The sequence below is a fragment of the Cellvibrio fibrivorans genome (assembly GCF_031457055.1).
Classification (GTDB): Bacteria; Pseudomonadota; Gammaproteobacteria; order Pseudomonadales; family Cellvibrionaceae; genus Cellvibrio; species Cellvibrio fibrivorans.
In genome coordinates this window covers 59,918-77,796 of the sequence record NZ_JAVDVX010000008.1, presented here as the reverse complement: position 1 = coordinate 77,796, position 17,879 = coordinate 59,918, and the positions used below count along the sequence as shown (strand labels likewise).

General features: G+C 47.0%; 14 protein-coding genes. 2 read left to right on the top strand and 12 right to left on the bottom strand.

Annotated elements, in window-relative coordinates; translation table 11 throughout:
* Window positions 1-32 precede the first annotated feature (32 nt).
* From J2X05_RS18955 to J2X05_RS18945, 3 genes are all read right to left on the bottom strand, one after another.
* Entirely contained in the window at window positions 33-2,276 is a 2,244-nt protein-coding gene (locus J2X05_RS18955) for a glycoside hydrolase family 3 C-terminal domain-containing protein (protein WP_310075551.1), read from the bottom strand.
* A 219-nt stretch (window positions 2,277-2,495) separates the two neighbouring features.
* Window positions 2,496-3,800: a glycosyl hydrolase gene (locus J2X05_RS18950; RefSeq protein WP_310075549.1), complete on the bottom strand. Its 1,305-nt coding sequence runs from the start codon at window positions 3,798-3,800 to the stop codon at window positions 2,496-2,498.
* A 19-nt stretch (window positions 3,801-3,819) separates the two neighbouring features.
* On the bottom strand, window positions 3,820-4,170 hold the full coding sequence (locus J2X05_RS18945) for a pentapeptide repeat-containing protein (RefSeq protein WP_310075547.1): 351 nt from the start codon (window positions 4,168-4,170) through the stop codon (window positions 3,820-3,822).
* Window positions 4,171-4,655: 485 nt separating this feature from the next.
* Here J2X05_RS18945 and uxaC point away from each other — a divergent pair, with 485 nt between their 5' ends.
* Both uxaC and J2X05_RS18935 read left to right on the top strand, forming a co-directional pair.
* Window positions 4,656-6,071 (top strand): glucuronate isomerase, encoded by a 1,416-nt coding sequence (gene uxaC, locus J2X05_RS18940; protein WP_310075545.1) that lies wholly within the window; start codon window positions 4,656-4,658, stop codon window positions 6,069-6,071.
* 82 nt (window positions 6,072-6,153) lie between these two features.
* Complete coding sequence (locus J2X05_RS18935) at window positions 6,154-7,110, top strand: AEC family transporter (protein WP_310075543.1); 957 nt, start codon at window positions 6,154-6,156, stop codon at window positions 7,108-7,110.
* Between the two features lie 16 nt (window positions 7,111-7,126).
* On the opposite strand, the gene J2X05_RS18930 is transcribed toward J2X05_RS18935, so the two are convergent.
* The 9 genes from J2X05_RS18930 to J2X05_RS18890 form a co-directional block, all read right to left on the bottom strand.
* The gene (locus tag J2X05_RS18930) at window positions 7,127-7,621 is read right to left on the bottom strand and encodes a GNAT family N-acetyltransferase (protein ID WP_310075541.1); all 495 of its coding nucleotides are present in this window, start codon (window positions 7,619-7,621) and stop codon (window positions 7,127-7,129) included.
* A gap of 17 nt (window positions 7,622-7,638) precedes the next feature.
* Window positions 7,639-8,520 (bottom strand): SMP-30/gluconolactonase/LRE family protein, encoded by an 882-nt coding sequence (locus tag J2X05_RS18925; RefSeq protein WP_310075539.1) that lies wholly within the window; start codon window positions 8,518-8,520, stop codon window positions 7,639-7,641.
* Between the two features lie 103 nt (window positions 8,521-8,623).
* The gene (locus J2X05_RS18920; protein WP_310075537.1) at window positions 8,624-10,189 is read right to left on the bottom strand and encodes a sodium/sugar symporter; all 1,566 of its coding nucleotides are present in this window, start codon (window positions 10,187-10,189) and stop codon (window positions 8,624-8,626) included.
* A gap of 187 nt (window positions 10,190-10,376) precedes the next feature.
* On the bottom strand, window positions 10,377-11,162 hold the full coding sequence (locus tag J2X05_RS18915) for an SDR family NAD(P)-dependent oxidoreductase (protein WP_310075536.1): 786 nt from the start codon (window positions 11,160-11,162) through the stop codon (window positions 10,377-10,379).
* Between the two features lie 83 nt (window positions 11,163-11,245).
* Window positions 11,246-11,956, bottom strand: coding sequence for a FadR/GntR family transcriptional regulator (locus J2X05_RS18910; RefSeq protein WP_310075534.1), 711 nt, complete (start codon window positions 11,954-11,956; stop codon window positions 11,246-11,248).
* Window positions 11,957-12,172: 216 nt separating this feature from the next.
* Window positions 12,173-12,892 (bottom strand): phosphate signaling complex protein PhoU, encoded by a 720-nt coding sequence (gene phoU / locus J2X05_RS18905; protein ID WP_310075710.1) that lies wholly within the window; start codon window positions 12,890-12,892, stop codon window positions 12,173-12,175.
* A 21-nt stretch (window positions 12,893-12,913) separates the two neighbouring features.
* Window positions 12,914-13,690 (bottom strand): phosphate ABC transporter ATP-binding protein PstB, encoded by a 777-nt coding sequence (gene pstB / locus J2X05_RS18900; protein WP_310075532.1) that lies wholly within the window; start codon window positions 13,688-13,690, stop codon window positions 12,914-12,916.
* Between the two features lie 74 nt (window positions 13,691-13,764).
* The gene (pstA, locus tag J2X05_RS18895; protein ID WP_310075530.1) at window positions 13,765-15,453 is read right to left on the bottom strand and encodes a phosphate ABC transporter permease PstA; all 1,689 of its coding nucleotides are present in this window, start codon (window positions 15,451-15,453) and stop codon (window positions 13,765-13,767) included.
* A gap of 15 nt (window positions 15,454-15,468) precedes the next feature.
* Window positions 15,469-17,760: an ABC transporter permease subunit gene (locus tag J2X05_RS18890; RefSeq protein ID WP_310075528.1), complete on the bottom strand. Its 2,292-nt coding sequence runs from the start codon at window positions 17,758-17,760 to the stop codon at window positions 15,469-15,471.
* Window positions 17,761-17,879 lie beyond the last annotated feature (119 nt).

The following is a 17,879-nucleotide window of genomic DNA, read 5'->3' as shown; positions in this document are numbered from 1 at the left end:
GCCTTATTTTATAGAAAGTGCAATCAAATAAACTATTTACCATTCACATCCAATTTACGTGCTGGCAATTTCACTTTCACGCTAGTTTGTGGTTCAGCGGTGGATTTTGCGAGGATAACCTCGTATTCACCTTTGGCGATCTTCCAGGTTTTATCTTTGCTTTGGTACATAGCCAATAAACGCGGGTCAACAGTCACTGTTACATTGGAAGACTCACCCGGTTTTAAATCCACCTTTTGGAAAGCCCCCAAACGTTTTGGTGCTTCCCACTTGGCACTTTTTGGAGCGACGTAAACCTGTGCAACATCTTTACCGGCAAGAGCGCCAGTATTTTTTACGCTGAAGCTGACATTTAACTGACCGTTTTTCACATCGGCTTTTAAATCGCTGTAGGCAAAATCGGTGTAAGACAAACCGAAACCAAATGGAAACAGTGGTTGATGGTTTTTTAATTCAAACCATTTATAACCCACCGCAGCGCCTTCGAAATAATTTACTTCAAAACGCTCCTCAGGTTTTTTCAGACTGCCATCGACAATTGCCCGCGGTAATTGATTTTCCGCTGCGGGGAATGTTATCGGTAAATGACCTGATGGATTGACCTCACCTGACAACACCCGTGCAATTGCTTCGCCACCGTTCGTGCCTGGATACCAAGCTTCTACAACCGCACCTACATCGTTTAACCAAGGCATTAACACCGCACCACCAGTCTGCAACACCACCACCGTTTTAGCATTGGCTTTTGCAACGCTGGCGATGAGTGCATCCTGATTATCGGGCAGCGACAAATTAGGTACATCGACCGATTCTGCTGTCCACTGATTTGCAAACACAATGGTCAAATCACTTTCCGCCGCCAATTTTGCAGCCGCTTGTGGATTGGTGCCTTCATCAAAACTAATACGTGCATTTGGGTAGCGTACCGCAAGGGCTTTCATGGGTGATGAAGGGTAATAGACCATTGGACCGGGAAACACTTTAGGACCAAGACCTTTAACTGCCATGCCGCCAATTGGATAGACTTGTGAAGAGCCACCACCGGAAAGTACGCCAACATTGGCATGTGAACCAATGATGGCAATTTTTTTCAACTCTTTTGCAAGTGGTAAAAGTGTTGCGCCATTTACCTTTTCATTGCGCAGTAGCACCATGCCTTCTTCCGCATCTTTTTGCGAGATCAAACCGTGTTTTTTGAAATCGATATTATTGCTGGCTTGCGGAACCGGGTTATCCATTACTCCCTGTTCAAATAAAGCGTGTAATACCCGCCCAGCCATATCATCCAAACGCGCTTGCGTTACCCAGCCATTGGTGACTGCTTCTTTTAGCGGTTCTTTGAAATAAGCAGCATGATCAAAGGGCAAACCGGATTGCTGATCCAAACCATTATTGGCAGCGGGAATTGTGCTGTGAGTTGCGCCCCAATCCGACATTACCCAGCCTTTAAAGCCCCAATCTTTTTTCAGCACTTCATTTAATAAATACTCACTCTCGCAACCATATACACCATAAACGCGATTGTATGAACACATCACCGATCCGGGGTTGCCAATTTCGTAAGCAAACTGCAATGCGAGCAAATCCGACATGCGGCCTGCCGCTTCATCGATAGTGACATTTAAATGAAAGCGACCGGATTCCTGATCGTTATAGGCAAAATGTTTTAACGTAGAAACAATTTTATTTGATTGCACACCTTTGATCTGTGCGCCCACCATTACGCCTGCGAGTAGTGGATCTTCACCGCCGTATTCAAAGTTGCGGCCGTTGCGCGGTTCACGCACAAGATTGACGCCACCGGCAAGTAACACATTAAACCCCGAAGTACGCGCTTCGGAGCCGATCATTGCACCACCTTCAAAGCCCACTTGTGGATTCCAGGTGGCCGCGGTGTTCATTCCCGATGGCAATGCAGTGCGTTCACGCACATTGGGTCCACCTTGTGATGCCACACCAACACCGGCATCTGCTTGCCAAATATGAGGAATTCCCAAACGTGGAACACCATAGACAAAACCTGCAGATTGTGGATGGGACTCCACTGGACGGGTAAAATTTTTCCAGGGTGCATCAGTGCCAAAATAACCGACAACCAATGATAATTTTTCATCCAGCGTCATTTCTTTGAGCACTAATTGCGTACGCTCGGCGGCACTGAGATCGGTCTTCATCCAGGGCTGGGCACTGGAGCTGGCATCTTGTGCAGTGACAAATGGAATAGCGCCCAGAGCGTATGCAATCGCGATGACACTGAGTTTTTTGGAGAATTTCATGCTTGAGCCTCTTGCTGTGTTTACCCGGGAGAGCGGTTTTAATTGTTATGTTGATAGCCTGGCGGCAAGTTTGTAGTGGAGTTGGAAAAAGAGCATCAATTTAACGCGCAGATACTAACCATCTAACAAAATAGCCGCTGGAAATTAACCGAATTTTACCCTGCTACAAACAAAAACGGCCTGCTATGAAGGCCGTTTTTACTATTAAAAAGCGATCAGTTATTTCACACGGGTTTCAATGTTATAAACACCGGAAATATCGCGATTAAATGCGGTGAAGTCATCATTATAGAATTCACGCAGATCATCCAATGTGCCGTTCTGGATATTTTCTTCGCGGTTGGCTGGTACCCAATAGTGAGGTACGTTTTTACCGTCGGGCCCGGGTACACCTTCAGGGGCATTGCGCCAAGTCAGCAGGAAGGAAATATTGCGCGCATCCTTGTCAGCTTTTAAGCTGGCAATCAGTTTGCGATACCATTGGTTATCGTATTTACCCGCTTCAATATCCGGGGCACGTATACCAATTTCAGAAATCACCGGAATCTTGCCACGCGCTTCTGCCATACGCGCCACCAAGGCCGCGTTATCCACTACATTTTTAAACCAATCAGCATTATTTTCAGCGGCACCATAGGTATCAAATCCGAGCACATCGACATAGGCATCACCGGGGTAACGCTCCAAATAATTGGCTTCAGTTGCCTCTGGAAAATTATTCGGCGAATAAGCATACAAAAAATTGTGTACACCTTTGGTATCTCGCAGATATTCAACCGTGTATTGATACAGTTTTTGATATTGCTCGGGCGTAGATTGTTCCGCCCCCCACCAAAACCAGCTGCCGGTATTTTCGTGCAGTATGCGGAAAATAACCGGAATATGTTTTCCATTATCGTCTTTGAGGCTATTAGCCCAGGCAGCGAGTTGATCGAGATAACCGTTGTAGACTGAATTAAATTCACCCCCCGGCAAAGCGGCAACAACTGCGGGAGTTTTATCCCAGGAAGTCCCTACTGGCCACACGCCCTTTTGTTTATCCGTAATAGGATTGTCAAAATGGGAACTCACAGTGATGATGCCACCGCGCGCATAAGCTTTTTTAATTTGCTCAACCACGTCGCCCTCTGATTGAGGGGCGACTATGGAGAGCGTATCCCAGCCATAGACCGCCGCAAAATCACCGACTGCGTTAAAGGTATCGGATTGCGTACCGTCGGTAGTTGTGATCGTTAAGCCTTGCGTGGTTTCATGCTGATGGCCAAACATAATCGATTGTTTACGCTGCGCCTGCATAAATGCAAACAACGAACGGGTTTCAAAGGTAGCTTGTTTATCGACAATACTGATTTCAATTGCAGCGGTGTTTTGTGCAGCGCTTGCGACTGATTCTCTCGTTGTTACCGGAACAGACTCAGAATCGTTTGTTTTATCATTACAACCGACTATTGCAAATAACATCACCGCCATGATTAAACTACGCACACACGCTGATAAGAGTGCCGGTAAAAAAATTATTTTCATTGTTACCTCGGGAAAATAGCTAATTATTCTGGTATCGCACACGTATCCCCAAATCAAATGAAAGTCTCAATTCATCAGCCGTAATTTCACGCGGAAAAAAACATCCGGAAATATGTGCCTGACAAAAACTGGCTCCCTCTAATTGGGTAGTGCGAAAATCAATGCCACGTAAATCGGCGCCACGAAAATAAGCATCGCGCAAATCCAGACCACTCGCATCCAGCTCACGCAAATCCAGGCCGCGAAAATCGCCACCACGTAGAATCCCCTCCTTCACTTCACCGCGCGCTTTACGCTGGTTGAATTCAGCCACTCGCTCTGAACGCAATAACTCGTAATAAGGGTTGTGATGCACAATAGGTTTAGTCATGGCGGGCTCCGTTTGGCTGGCTAATAGTTGCAACAATATGCACAGGGCATTATTAGTTTTGACTATAGCCCAGGAACACAGATTTGCTTAACCGATTTCAGCACCGCCAGCATTATACTGTAAACGGTTACATTCGGGTTTAAGAAGTGTAATTAGAGTGTTAAAAGCGTAGTTCGTCCAGTTGGTATTTTAAGTGGCGCAGGTTACACTTGCGTAAAAGCTGCAACATAGCAGCACGCCCAATTTTTACGGTTATTGTTGTTTATCAATCTAGCCTTTGGGCAGGCAATCCTCGGTCAAACTTATCCCATCAGGTATAGCGCCTGTTGGAATAACAATCTTCAGCCAGTCTCCCTTTCATAAGGTTTAGTTGCTCATTTTTCGGGCTATGCTAAAGACATGCGTTGAGCGTAAAAAATTATCTTGCCATCGCACAGCCTCACGCGGGTTCGCTGTCGCTTCGGCATTATTGAGGAATTGTGAGAATGAGCTTTATCCACGACGACTTTTTGCTCGACACTGAGCAGGCGAAAATACTCTTTCATGAGTATGCCAAACACATGCCCATCATTGATTACCACTGCCACCTCCCCCCCGAACAAGTAGGCCAGAATAAGCAATTCAAAAACCTTACTGAAGTCTGGTTGGCAGGCGACCATTACAAATGGCGCGCCATGCGCTCCAACGGTGTAAATGAACGTTTCTGCACTGGCGATGCCAGCGATTGGGAAAAATTTGAGCAGTGGTGTGCGACTGTACCTTACACCCTGCGCAACCCGCTCTACCATTGGACCCATCTGGAACTGCGTAAACCCTTCGGTATTACCGACCGTTTACTTGATAACAGCAACGCCAAACGCACCTGGGATGAATGTAACGAGTTGCTCGCTACACCAGAATTCAGCGCGCGCGGTTTGATGACCCAAGCCAATGTGAAAATGGTATGCACTACTGATGATCCGATTCACGATCTCGAACATCACAAAACAGTGGCGGCTGACAAATCGTTTAAATCCGCGATGCTGCCCACCTGGCGCCCCGACCGCGCAATGATGGTGGAAAATACCGAAGCGTTTAACAAATATATGGATCGTCTGGCGATTGCAGCTGATGTGAACATCAATACCTTTGACGATTTGATGAAAGCGCTTAATATCCGCCACGATTATTTCCACGCAAATGGCTGCCGTTTGTCGGACCATGGTTTGGAAACTGTGTATGCAGCCGATTACACGCAAGAAGAAATCAAAACGATTTTCCTGAAAATTCGCAGCCATAAAGATCTGGATGCAGAGGAAATTGAAAAATTCCAGTCGGCGATGATGGTGGAGTTTGCACTGCAGGATCACGCCAAAGGCTGGGTGCAACAATTCCATATCGGTGCGATCCGCAATAATAATCCGCGCCTGTTCCGTACTCTGGGCGCTGACACAGGTTTTGATTCCATTGGCGATCACAACTACGCCAAACCCTTGGCCAAGTTTTTAGGCCGTTTGGATGACCAGAACAAACTCGCCAAAACCATTATTTACAACCTGAACCCACGCGATAACGAAGTGATCGGCACTATGATCGGCAACTTCCAGGACGGTTCATCGGCAGGCAAAATCCAATTTGGTAGCGGCTGGTGGTTCCTCGACCAAATGGAAGGCATGACTCGCCAGATCGAAGCCTTGAGCCAATTGGGATTGCTAAGTCGTTTTGTTGGTATGTTGACTGACAGCCGCAGCTTCCTGAGCTATTCACGCCACGAATATTTCCGCCGCATTTTGTGTGGAATTTTAGGGCGCGATATGGCCAAGGGTTTAGTGCCTAACGACACTAAAATGGTTGGCAAGATGATTCAGGATATTAGCTTCAATAACGCAAAAAAATATTTTCCGTTTGTAGTGCCGGATTAAGCACCGCGTTATTATCTGCACGAGTTTAAATAGCCCGGTTCGCCGGGCTTTTATTTTTTCTACTTTAGACTGAGAAGCAGAATTGCTGCACAACGCACTCGATACATTCTTATTCGCTTTCAACATCACTGCACCCATTTTTGTGATGCTTTTTCTCGGCATATGGCTGAAAAAACGCAACATGGTCAACGACGATTTTATTAAAACTGCCTCGCAGCTGGTGTACAACATTGGCTTGCCGGTGATGTTATTTATCACCAGTGCAACAACCAATATTTCCCAGATTACCGATTGGAATTTACTGATTGCATTTTGTGTGATGACCGCGCTGGTATTTATCGGCAGCTTGCTGACTGCCCATTGGCACTGCAAAGATGCGCGCGACCAGGGGGTTTTTATCCAAGGGGCTTTTCGCGGGAATTTGGTGATTCTGGGTTTGGCCTTTTGCGCCAATGCCTACGGCGAAAAGGGCTTAGCGTTAGCATCACTACCCGTCGCTATGACGGTAGTATTTTATAATGTACTTTCGGTTTATGTGTTGAATCGCAGTTTACATCACGCCAGTAATTCATTCATGCCGACATTGATTGGCGTAGCGAAAAACCCGTTAATTATTGCGATTTTTGCGGGCTTCGCCGTGAATACTCTCCACATCACCCTACCCGGCGTAATAATGGATAGCGGTAAATATTTGAGCCAGATGGTGTTACCACTCGCGTTAATTTGCATCGGCGGTTCATTGAGTATTGAGCGATTAACCCGAATGGATACGACAGCGATAAGTGCCTGCGTATGGAAACTGATACTGTCCCCACTGATTGCGTGCGCAATTGCCATTGGCTTAGGACTAAGAGGCGATGCACTTGCGGTATTATTTTTATTGGCAGCATCACCCACCGCAACGATCAGTTTTGTGATGGTACAGGCAATGAAAGGAAACGGGGAATTAGCGGCTAATATAATTGCCCAAAGCACATTGTGGTCACTAATAACGGTGACATTAGGCCTAGGGATACTACAAATAATGCATTGGGTTTGATGTTGCGCAGAAAAATTTAAAGTAATTTTTTCTGCCAAAACATCGCTTTTCCCATTTGTGGATCTAACTCATAGCCCGCAAATCCAGATTTTTGATAAGCCTGCTGGGCAATCACATTCCCTTCCAACACTTCCAGCGTAATTTTGCAGCAGCCTTTATCGCGCGCGATTTTTTCAAGCTCTTGCAATAATAATTGGCTTAACTGCAAGCCGCGAAATGTCTCCAGCACAACAATATCGTGAACGTTGAATAATGGTTTGCATGCAAATGTCGAAAAGCCTTCGAATGCATTTAGCAATCCAGCAGGTTGATTATCAACATAGGCGATTAGCGACAATCCAAAATCGCGTTTTGATAGTTCAGCAACCAGATTATCTTTTACAAATTGGCTGAGTGGTTCACCACCGCCCATAGGATCGCGAGCATAACTGTCGAGCAACAATACCAAATCACTGCCATGCTGCGGATTACCATAATCGACACGAACAATATTGATTTGTCGCTGACCCATTATGAATCTCCGCTAACTCAACCAAACCAGGCTTCAGGTAAACCAGTAAAATCGGTTTGGAAAATAAACAAATTACCCGCCTGCGGCTGCTGGGTGATAGCCGCATCACTTAAACCAATTCGCGCGCTGGTCACGGCTAACAAATTAAAATCGCTCCCACCGAATGCGACGCAAGTTGCTTGCGAGACAGGCATATCCAACACTAAATTTTTAGTGCCATCCGGTGCATAACGAACTACACGGCTACCGCCCCACTGAGCATTCCATACAAATCCTTCAGCATCGACACAAGCACCATCCGGTTCCACTCCAATTTCTGTGTGTGCAAAAATTTCCGGATTAGAGAGTTCGCCAGTCTGCGCATCAAAATCATAAACGCGAATACTATGGGTGGGTGAATCGGCGTGATATAACTTGCATGAATCGGGGCTCCAGCAGAGCGCATTGGAAATCATCAACCCGCTAAAATGTTTGCTCACAGAAAATTGTTGATCCAAACAATAAAGCGCGGCACTTTGCTCAGGAGTATTTTTTTGCTCCACGGTAGTACCCATCCAGAAACGCCCTTGGCGATCACAACGGCCATCGTTCGAACGGTTTCCAACAATTTCCGATTCTGGTTTTGCAATCCACTCCACTGCACCTGTTGCAACATCAAACCAAGCAAAACCTGATTCAAAAGCAGCAAGAATACGTGCATCATTTTTAGCAAAGGTAAAACAGCAAAGACGCTCGGGCATATCCCAAGTACTTAATTGTTTATCGCTGATACGGTACCGATAGAGTCTGGAGGATGGAATATCCGTCCACCAAAAACAGCCATCCTGATGATTCCACTGCACACCTTCACCGAGCAAGTTTGCACAGGGGACTGTATCGATAAGCGTCAATGTAGCCATAGCGTTCACTTTTCAAATATTGGATGACGAAATGTAATTTCATTAGCAAAAAAAACGCCCCTGAATAGGGGCGTTTTTTAACCGTTTTCAGTGGTCGCGCAGCTTACCACCAGGTGGCATAGATTGCGATGAGGATGAGCACAACACCGACAGCACCGATATTAAAACCTGGCGTAGTTTTGAAACTCACATCATTAAGGTCAACAGCATTGGCTTGATCTTTCGCACCGCCCAAATAAGTCACTATTACCGCTAATACACAGCAGAGAATAAAGACTAAACCAACGCGATCCATAAACGGAACTTCGGGAATGTAAATTTTAAACAACCAGGAGAAAGTGACCGATGCAATCGCAGCCGTTAATGCTGAACTTGCGGTGGCTTTTTTCCAGAAGAAACCAAACAAGAAAATCACCACAATACCGGGGGTAAAGAAGCCGGTAAATTCCTGAATAAACTGGAACGCCTGCTCTGATTTACCCACCAAAGGTTTTGCCAAAAGCACTGCAATTATCATTGCGACAAATGCTGTAGCGCGTCCGATAAATACCAATTTATGCTCAGATGCTGAAGGGTTAATGGACTTTTTATAAATGTCCATAGTGAAGATAGTGGAGACGCTGTTGCTCATGGAGCTGAGTGAAGATGCAATTGCAGCGACCAGTGCAGCAAAGGCAACTCCCAATAAACCATGTGGCAACAATTTCATCATTTCCGGGTAAGCCTGATCCGCCTTACTCAAATCCGGTGCAAGCACTACCGCGCAAATTCCAGGCAATACTACAATCAATGGAACAAATAATTTAATGTAGGCCGCAAAGGTCATACCTTTTTGCGCTTCTTGCAAACTTTTTGCAGCGAGCGCACGCTGAATGATGTATTGGTTAAAACCCCAGTAGCTGATATTCATAATCCACAAGCCACCGATCAACACCGAAATACCAGGGAGGTTTGCATAGCTGGGGTTGTCTTTAGACAGAATCATGTCAAATTTTTCCGGCGCTTTTTCTAACAGTGTAGAGAAACCCGACAGTACGCCGGTTCCACCTGAAATTTGATTCAGTGCCAGATAACTCACCAAGATGCCGCCTAATACCAACAAAGCCACTTGAATAATATCAGTCATGGCCACGGCTTTAAGGCCGCCATAAATTGAATAGGTCATGGAGAAAATGGCGAGGAAGATCATGCCGTAAAGCATATCTACACCGAGGAACTGTGAAATCGCCAGCGAGCCTAAGTAAAGTACTGACGTTAAATTTACGAAGGTGTAAAGCGCGAGCCAGAAAATTGCCATGACGGTACGCACGCGGCCATCGTAACGATTCTCCAAAAACTGCGGCATAGTGTAGATGCCTTTGGCGAGGAAAATGGGCAGGAAATATTTGGCGATAATAATCAGCGTAATCGCTGCCATTAACTCATAGGCCGCAATACCCATACCGATCACATAACCGGAGCCGGACATACCGATGATTTGTTCAGCGGAAATATTAGCGGCAATTAAGGATGCACCTATCGCCCACCAAGGCAGGGATTTGCTCGCGAGAAAATAATCATTGGCATTTTTCTCGTGACCTTTTTCGTCACGCGATACCCAGTAAGCAACAAACAGCAGGATCAGGGTATAAGCAATCAATACCCCAATATCGAGTCCATTTAAAATCATGATTGACCTCTATGTAGTAGTGCGTATGGGGAGCGCACTTTGTTATTAAAAAATTTTCTTTTTATGGCGGCAAACCAAATTACTCGCAATTCTGTTTGCCCTTTAAACAAGAAGCATTCATTAGGGTGACTAATGAATGCTTCCGGGTTAACGCTTGTAGCAATTCTTCTATAACTAATCTCGCTACTTAAATTCTCCCACCATCGACAACAAATTCTTGTGAGGTGATCATGGCAGAATCATCCGCTGCCAAAAACAGAGCCAAATTCGCTACATCGTGTGCGCCTAAACGTTTTTTGAGGCACACTCGTTTCATCAACTCTTCTTCCTCTTCCGCACTCAACCATTTTTCCAGTTGCTTGGGGGTTGCTACCCAACCAGGCAAAATAGAATTCACGCGAATATTATCCACGCCATAATCCGTCGCCAGCGCTTTGGAAATTCCCAAAATTCCCGCTTTGGCGGTGATATAACTCGCCAAACGCGGTGGCCCGAACTGCACATTGATCGAGCTGATATTAATAATTGATCCACCGCCCTGCGCGGCCATCATCGGCTGCACCGCTTGCGCCGCAAAAAAAGCTGGGTGGAGATTAATCGCCAAACCGCGATACCAGTCCGCTTCGGTAATACTGCGTGTATCAAAGCGTTGGTCATTGGCGGCATTGTTGACCAGTACAGTTATATCTCCCTGCGCCTGCTGGGCATCACTAATACTGCGCTGCAATGCGGCTATGTCACTCACATCACACACTTCAAACCAGGGCCGGGCGTAGCCTTTTGCCACCATCCCATCGCACAACTCAATTGCGCTCTGCTCATCAATATCGACAAAAGCCACCTTTGAGCCCTGCGCAGCAAAAGCTTCGACTAATGCCGCGCCTATACCAGTGGCGCCGCCAGTAATAAATACACTGCGCCCCTGCAAACTGGGGTAAGCGGTATATCTTTTATGGGCTGAGTAGCTATACATGTTGATTTCTCTCTGGGTTCAGGTGCTATTCGTGAAGACACAGGCACTCATAAGCATAGGCAGTTGTATGAGACCTGCTTTAGCTATTTAGGTTTAACCAGAGATACATTAATCAACTGCATAACTTCCTGCAGCAGTGTTTTTACCGCCTTACTCGCACCTTCCTGATCGCCCGCACAAATGGCGTCATAGATGCGCTTGTGGTCGTCATAATCCGCCGTCAGTACACCTTTCAGCTGGTTGGTGCTGGCGATACTGACCCGCAGGGCAACCTGGATAAACTCGCGCAACTGAAAAAAGAAGCGGTTGTTGCCCGCCGCCAGAATCGCGCAATGGAACTCTATATCAGCCGAAAGCGGATCATCGTGGCCTTCATCGGCGCGCTTCATCCGCGCCAGCGCATCACCGATGGCTTTAATTTTTACCGTGTCCTGATTGTTTTCCGCCGCCAAAACAGCAGCTTCAGGTTCTATTGCCATGCGCAGTTGGGTGAACTCGCGCAGCAGTTCCAGTGAAGGGCGCGCGTTTAGTGTCCAACTGAGCACATCAGCATCAAACATATTCCAGTGGGTACTCGGCATCACCCGAATCCCCTGCCGCGGGCGAGATGCAATCAGCCCCTTGGCGGTCAGCATTTTTACCGCTTCACGGGTAACACTGCGGCTGATATTGAATTGCTGCGATAGCTCCGCCTCAGTGGGAAAGGATTTATCGATCGCATATTGACCCTGAACAATTGCCGCACCCAGTTGATGGGTTAACTGGTGAGTAAGATTACGCCCTGTATCCAGCATAGTTATTTAGCCTATTTATATTATATATTTATGAGGTATCCGACAAGACTTAATTTGTCGTCGCTGTCACCGCTAAAGCCTTGGGAGAATGACGGATACCACTGGTATTTGACCCCGAAAACGAAAAAACCCGCGCCTGCTAGCAGGCGCGGGTTATTTAACAAGAGGAAGCTGCTTTAGTCACGCAAAAAATACGTAACTGAGGCAATCACAGGCCTATTCTTTGCTATTAACGTTTTCTTCGATCTCTTCAATATTGGAATGACGAACATCCTCGCCATTGACCAGATAAATCACGTACTGCGCCAGGTTACGAGCATGGTCGCCAATCCGCTCCAAGGCGCGCAACGACCACATGATATTGAGCACGCGCGTGATGCTGCGCGGATCTTCGATCATAAAGGTAACCAGCTCGCGCATCGCAGTGCTGTATTCCATATCGACCTGTTTATCGGTCTGAACTACGTTAAGTGCCAAGTCCATATCCAGACGCGCAAATGCATCGAGTGCATCCTGCAACATACGCGCTACATTGTTACCGATATGGCGCACTTCGATATAACCACGCGGTGCGAGGCCATCTTTATTCATGGCAATCGCCTGACGGGCAATTTTGGTCGCTTCATCGCCAATACGCTCCAGATCGGTAATGGCTTTAGTCACCGCAATAACCAAACGCAAATCGCTGGCAGCTGGTTGGCGACGCGCAAGAATGCGCACGCACTCCTCGTCAATAGTCATTTCCATGGTGTTGACTTTAATATCCGCGCGAACTACTTGCTCAGCGCGCTCAACATCAGCATCGATCAACGACTGAATTGCATCATTTACCTGGCGCTGCGCCATACCGCCCATTTCGGACAAATGGGTGCGGATCGTTTCCAATTCGAGATTGTATTGCTGCGAGATATGATGAGTGTGACTCGTAATATCCATAACCATGATGCGACCTCCGCATTAACCGTAACGGCCGGTGATGTAATCTTCAGTTTGTTTTTTGCTGGGATTGGTAAAGAGCGTGTCCGTTAAATCATGCTCAATCAAATCGCCCATGTACATAAACGCGGTGTAATCGGAGACGCGTGCAGCCTGCTGCATATTGTGCGTCACAATCACAATCGTGTATTGGTGTTTTAATTCGTTAATCAACTCTTCAATTTTCAAGGTTGAAATAGGATCGAGTGCCGAAGCGGGCTCATCAAGTAAAATCACTTCCGGCTCAATCGCAATCGCACGCGCAATCACCAAACGCTGTTGCTGTCCACCCGACAAACCAAATGCGTTATCGTGCAAGCGATCTTTTACTTCGTCCCAGAGCGCAGCACCGCGCAATGACTTTTCAACCACTTCATCCAACACGCGTTTGGATTTCACGCCTTGTAAGCGTAGACCATAGGCAACGTTTTCATAAATAGATTTTGGAAATGGATTGGGTTTTTGGAACACCATTCCCACTTGGCGGCGCAACTCGGCCACATCGACACCCTTGTCGTAAATATTATTGCCATCGAGAATGATTTCACCTTCAACGCGGCAAGCATCAACCAAATCATTCATACGATTAAAGCAGCGCAAAAGCGTTGATTTCCCACAACCGGATGGACCGATAAATGCAGTCACCTTTTTTTCCGGTATTTTCATGCTCACACCATTGAGTGCGCGCTTTTGATCGTAATACAAGTTGAGGTTTTTCACTTCAAGCTTGATCGGTTCCACTAATGCTGTCGGGCTCATAGAGTATGCCTGTTTAAAATTTTTACCAATATATTGCAGTTTAATGACAAAATTATTACAACCGATTGATGAACTTAATCCGATGCACTGCGATATTTTTCACGCAAGTTGTTACGAATTTTTATCGCCGTAATGTTCAGCGTGATAATGAGCAATACCAATGTCAATGAAGTTGCATATACCAGAGGGCGCGCTGCTTCTACGTTCGGGCTTTGGAAGCCCACATCATAAATATGGAAACCCAAGTGCATAATTTTTTGATCAAGATGCAAATAGGGATAATTGCCATCCACCGGCAGCGCAGGTGCCAACTTCACTACACCCACCAACATCAGCGGCGCCACCTCACCGGCTGCGCGTGCAATCGCTAGAATCAAACCGGTCATCATCGCTGGAGTCGCCAAAGGCACAACCACTTTCCACAATGTTTCTGCTTTGGTTGCACCCAGCGCTAAACTGCCTTGGCGAATAGTGCTTGGAATGCGTGACAAGCCTTCTTCAGTAGACACAATCACAATTGGCAAAGTAAGCAGTGCCAGTGTAAGCGATGCCCAGAACAATCCCGGTGTACCAAAGGTGGGCGACGGCAGCGATTCGGCGTAAAACAATTCATCCAGATTGCCGCCGAGGGTGTACACAAAAAAGCCCAAACCAAATACACCGTATACAATTGACGGAACACCTGCGAGGTTGTAAACCGAGATACGAATAATTTTCAGGAAGGTGCCCTGCTTGGCATATTCGCGTAAATAAATTGCTGCGAGCACACCAAAAGGCGTAACCATAATTGACATCACAATTACCATGGTCAGGGTGCCGAAAATCGCCGGGAAAATACCGCCTTCCGTATTAGCTTCACGTGGCTCGTCGCTCATAAATTCCCAAAAACGTTCCGCGTATTGACCGAGCTTGGCAAAGACACCCATTTCATTCGGGCGAGTAACGCGCACTATATGATCAAATGCGATGACAACTTCTTTACCGTCAGCAGTGCGCGCAATCAATTTATCGCGCGTAGCCTGCGCGAGCAGATCGTCGCGTGTTTTTTTGATCACGCTATATTCTGCTTCTAACTCGGCGCGGCGCGCAGCAAACTCAGCATCGGCTGCAGTAAGTTGCCCCCCCTTAACACCATCCAACTCCAGGCGGCGACGCTCCAAGCGTAAATCATCCATACGTTTGTTAATGCGGCCAATATCAGATTTCTCTATGCGATGAATTTGTCCGTGTAACTCCAGGGCGCGATTCAAACGCTGTTCAAGCTGCTGCCAAAAATCTGCGCTGCTCAGCTCACTAATAAGCTTGTCCTGCTCTTTAATCGCCACGGGGTAACCGTAGAAATTACCCCATTCGCGACGCTCAATCGAAATCGCATCGGCCGGGTATTCCCACTTCTCCATGCCGGTCTCAAGGAACCAGGAAAAATCACGGCCATTAACATCGCGGTTACCCATCTTGAATAAATAACGAGTGATCAGTTCCACGTCTTGTTCAACGATGTAACCACCGTCGCGCGCTACGGCGGCGGGAATAATTTCTGAACGAACTTCTTCGCCCATAATAATGTGACGCGCGCCCTCGCGATCGACAATCGAGGTTTGCAGGATATCTGCAGGCCAAAAGTGACCAAAACCACGAACGGCAATCAGGCCGAGCAAACCCACCACCATCACCATACAAATGGCAACCGCACCTCCATTTAACCAAATCCAGGGCGATCCACTTTTAAACCAGTCGGCTTGTGCTTTTACAAGATTTTTCATTGCATTCACCAGGAATTAAAGATTGCTGTAGCGTTGGCGCAGACGCTGACGAATAACTTCAGCGAGCGTATTCACTACAAAGGTCAGTGCGAGCAATACCAACGCCGCGAGGAACAACACGCGGAAATGAGTACTGGCCACTGCCGTTTCCGGTAACTCCACCGCAATATTTGCAGAGAGCGTACGCATACCTTCAAAGATATTGAAATTCACTACTGGGCTGTTACCCGTTGCCATCAACACAATCATGGTTTCACCAACAGCGCGGCCAAAGCCCATCATCACCGCCGAAAAAATACCGGGGCTGGCGGTGGGCAACACCACTCCCACCATGGTTTGCCAGCGCGTCGCACCGAGCGCAAGTGAACCTTGTGTGAGATGCCGCGGCACACTGAATACCGCATCTTCAGCGATAGAAAAAATACTCGGGATTACCGCAAAGCCCATCACTATGCCGACCACCAAAGCATTACGCTGGTCGTAGTTGATTCCGTTATCGGTAAACCACTGGCGCATGCTGCCATCAAAAAACCAGACCTCAGTGAAAGGACTAACTGCAACGCAAGCCCACACAGTTAAAATAATGGGCAACACCAGAATCACAGCTTCCCAACCTTCTGGAACACGGTTGCGAATCGATTCCGGGAAGCGGCTCCAAATAAATCCGGTCACCAACATAATCACGGGCAACAAAATTAAAATACTGAAAATCGCGGGCAAATGGTTTTCCATAAAAGGAGCCAACCACAATCCGGCGAGGAAACCGAGAATTACTGTCGGCAGTGCCGCCATAATTTCAATCGTGGGTTTTACAAGGCCACGCAGTTTTGGTGTCATAAAATAGGCGGTATAAATCGCACCCATCACACCAAGCGGTACTGCAAACAAAATGGCAAAGAATGCTGCTTTTAATGTACCCAGGGTGAGCGGGATGAAGCTCATCTTGGCTTCAAAGTTATCGCTACCTGAAGAGGCCTGCCAAATATATTCCGGCGCTTCACGGCCTTCGTACCAGACTTTCTCCCACAGCGAATGGAATGAGACTTCCGGATGTTTATTCCATACATCAGCAACCGCTACTTTTTTACCACCGTCAATTAACAATACACGGTTGTTGATAGGGGAAATGGCAATGTTCTGGATGGGTTTATCGCTGATGGATTGGATCAGCAGAGTGCGCTCAGAGGTGCCGAAATAAATCCCGATATTGCCTTGGTCGTCACCTGCCCAAAAACCGCGGCGGGCAAATTCCGGGGCAACACTGGTAATTGCGCCCGGCAAGGATTCAAACGCACGCACAAATTCGACGTGGTATTCGTTGCTTTCATCGCGCACTAAAAACCATTGGCTGACTTCTCCCTTATCGGTACCCACGATCAGAGAACCTGTACCCACTAAAAATTGCAACACGGTAATTTTTCCACCGCCAACACTTACAGGCTCTTTGCGCTCTGCAGCGGCGGGGTTAATAATTTTGTAGAGAATGATTTGCGCGGTATCGGTTGCAATCACCAAATGTTGCGCACCTTCATCAATTTGCATTGCGATGGCATTCATACCGGCAGGGAGTGGCGGAAGGGTAAACACTTCTTGTGAGAGGCTGGATTCACCGGTAATCATATTGGTGCTTTCGCTGAACACCCCGAGCAATAAACGGTTGTCGGCAGTGATGGAGCCAATCAAGGTGCTGCCAGAGGTTTCTTGAATTGCCAATACTTTTAATGCAGTGCCCTGCTCATCCAAACGCACCGGTGATTCGCCGAGCGGAAATAATAAGGTTGGAGTAATCAAACGCTTATCTTGCGGATAACTGAGTGAGTAGTTGGTTTTTGTCACAACTACTTCACCGTTATTAAAACCGTAAGCAACCAGTCCGTGATCGGCTGTACTGGTCGCCAAACTGGCAAACTCGGCCCCTTCGGTTCTAGGCAGTTGGGCCTCAAGAATAGTTTTGCCGTCGTTGACGTTAAAAAAGCTCACCGCACCACTGCGTTTAAAACTGCCGCCGATTTCTTCGTAGCGCTCAAGGGTTAAAAATTCAGTGGAGTCTTGTTCAATTTGATGTAATTCGGCCTGGTCGAAGGTCTTCACCACATCGACCGAGGCACCGCGAAACAGAGGCGCCACTTCGGAAAAGAGATAGAAAAATATCAACCCCAAGGAAAATACCACGGCAATTCCCGCCGACATAACGCCGTAGCGGGAGATATTATCTTTGAGCTTGCGAATGCGACGCAGGCGACTGCGCTGTTCGGTGGTCGGCATCAAACTGAGCGTTTGTTTTACCGAAATGCTGGGTTCTGACATGGTCTAGTCACCTGATTAAACTGCTGGCACGAGAATCCTAACAAGCAAAAATGACACTTTTGTTACAAAGCGGGGATTGCTTGTCATTTATCTGTCATATTTCTTTTTGCGCGCATAAA

What these genes read in the sequence shown, in the direction of transcription:
- J2X05_RS18890 (WP_310075528.1), bottom strand. Translation starts at nt 17,760, where the DNA reads ATGTCAGAACCCAGCATTTCGGTAAAACAAACGCTCAGTTTGATGCCG.
- J2X05_RS18910 (WP_310075534.1), bottom strand. Translation starts at nt 11,956, where the DNA reads ATGCTGGATACAGGGCGTAATCTTACTCACCAGTTAACCCATCAACTG.
- pstA (WP_310075530.1), bottom strand. Translation starts at nt 15,453, where the DNA reads ATGAAAAATCTTGTAAAAGCACAAGCCGACTGGTTTAAAAGTGGATCG.
- phoU (WP_310075710.1), bottom strand. Translation starts at nt 12,892, where the DNA reads ATGGATATTACGAGTCACACTCATCATATCTCGCAGCAATACAATCTC.
- J2X05_RS18920 (WP_310075537.1), bottom strand. Translation starts at nt 10,189, where the DNA reads ATGATTTTAAATGGACTCGATATTGGGGTATTGATTGCTTATACCCTG.
- J2X05_RS18955 (WP_310075551.1), bottom strand. Translation starts at nt 2,276, where the DNA reads ATGAAATTCTCCAAAAAACTCAGTGTCATCGCGATTGCATACGCTCTG.
- J2X05_RS18915 (WP_310075536.1), bottom strand. Translation starts at nt 11,162, where the DNA reads ATGTATAGCTACTCAGCCCATAAAAGATATACCGCTTACCCCAGTTTG.
- J2X05_RS18930 (WP_310075541.1), bottom strand. Translation starts at nt 7,621, where the DNA reads ATGGGTCAGCGACAAATCAATATTGTTCGTGTCGATTATGGTAATCCG.
- J2X05_RS18925 (WP_310075539.1), bottom strand. Translation starts at nt 8,520, where the DNA reads ATGGCTACATTGACGCTTATCGATACAGTCCCCTGTGCAAACTTGCTC.
- J2X05_RS18945 (WP_310075547.1), bottom strand. Translation starts at nt 4,170, where the DNA reads ATGACTAAACCTATTGTGCATCACAACCCTTATTACGAGTTATTGCGT.
- uxaC (WP_310075545.1), top strand. Translation starts at nt 4,656, where the DNA reads ATGAGCTTTATCCACGACGACTTTTTGCTCGACACTGAGCAGGCGAAA.
- pstB (WP_310075532.1), bottom strand. Translation starts at nt 13,690, where the DNA reads ATGAGCCCGACAGCATTAGTGGAACCGATCAAGCTTGAAGTGAAAAAC.
- J2X05_RS18950 (WP_310075549.1), bottom strand. Translation starts at nt 3,800, where the DNA reads ATGAAAATAATTTTTTTACCGGCACTCTTATCAGCGTGTGTGCGTAGT.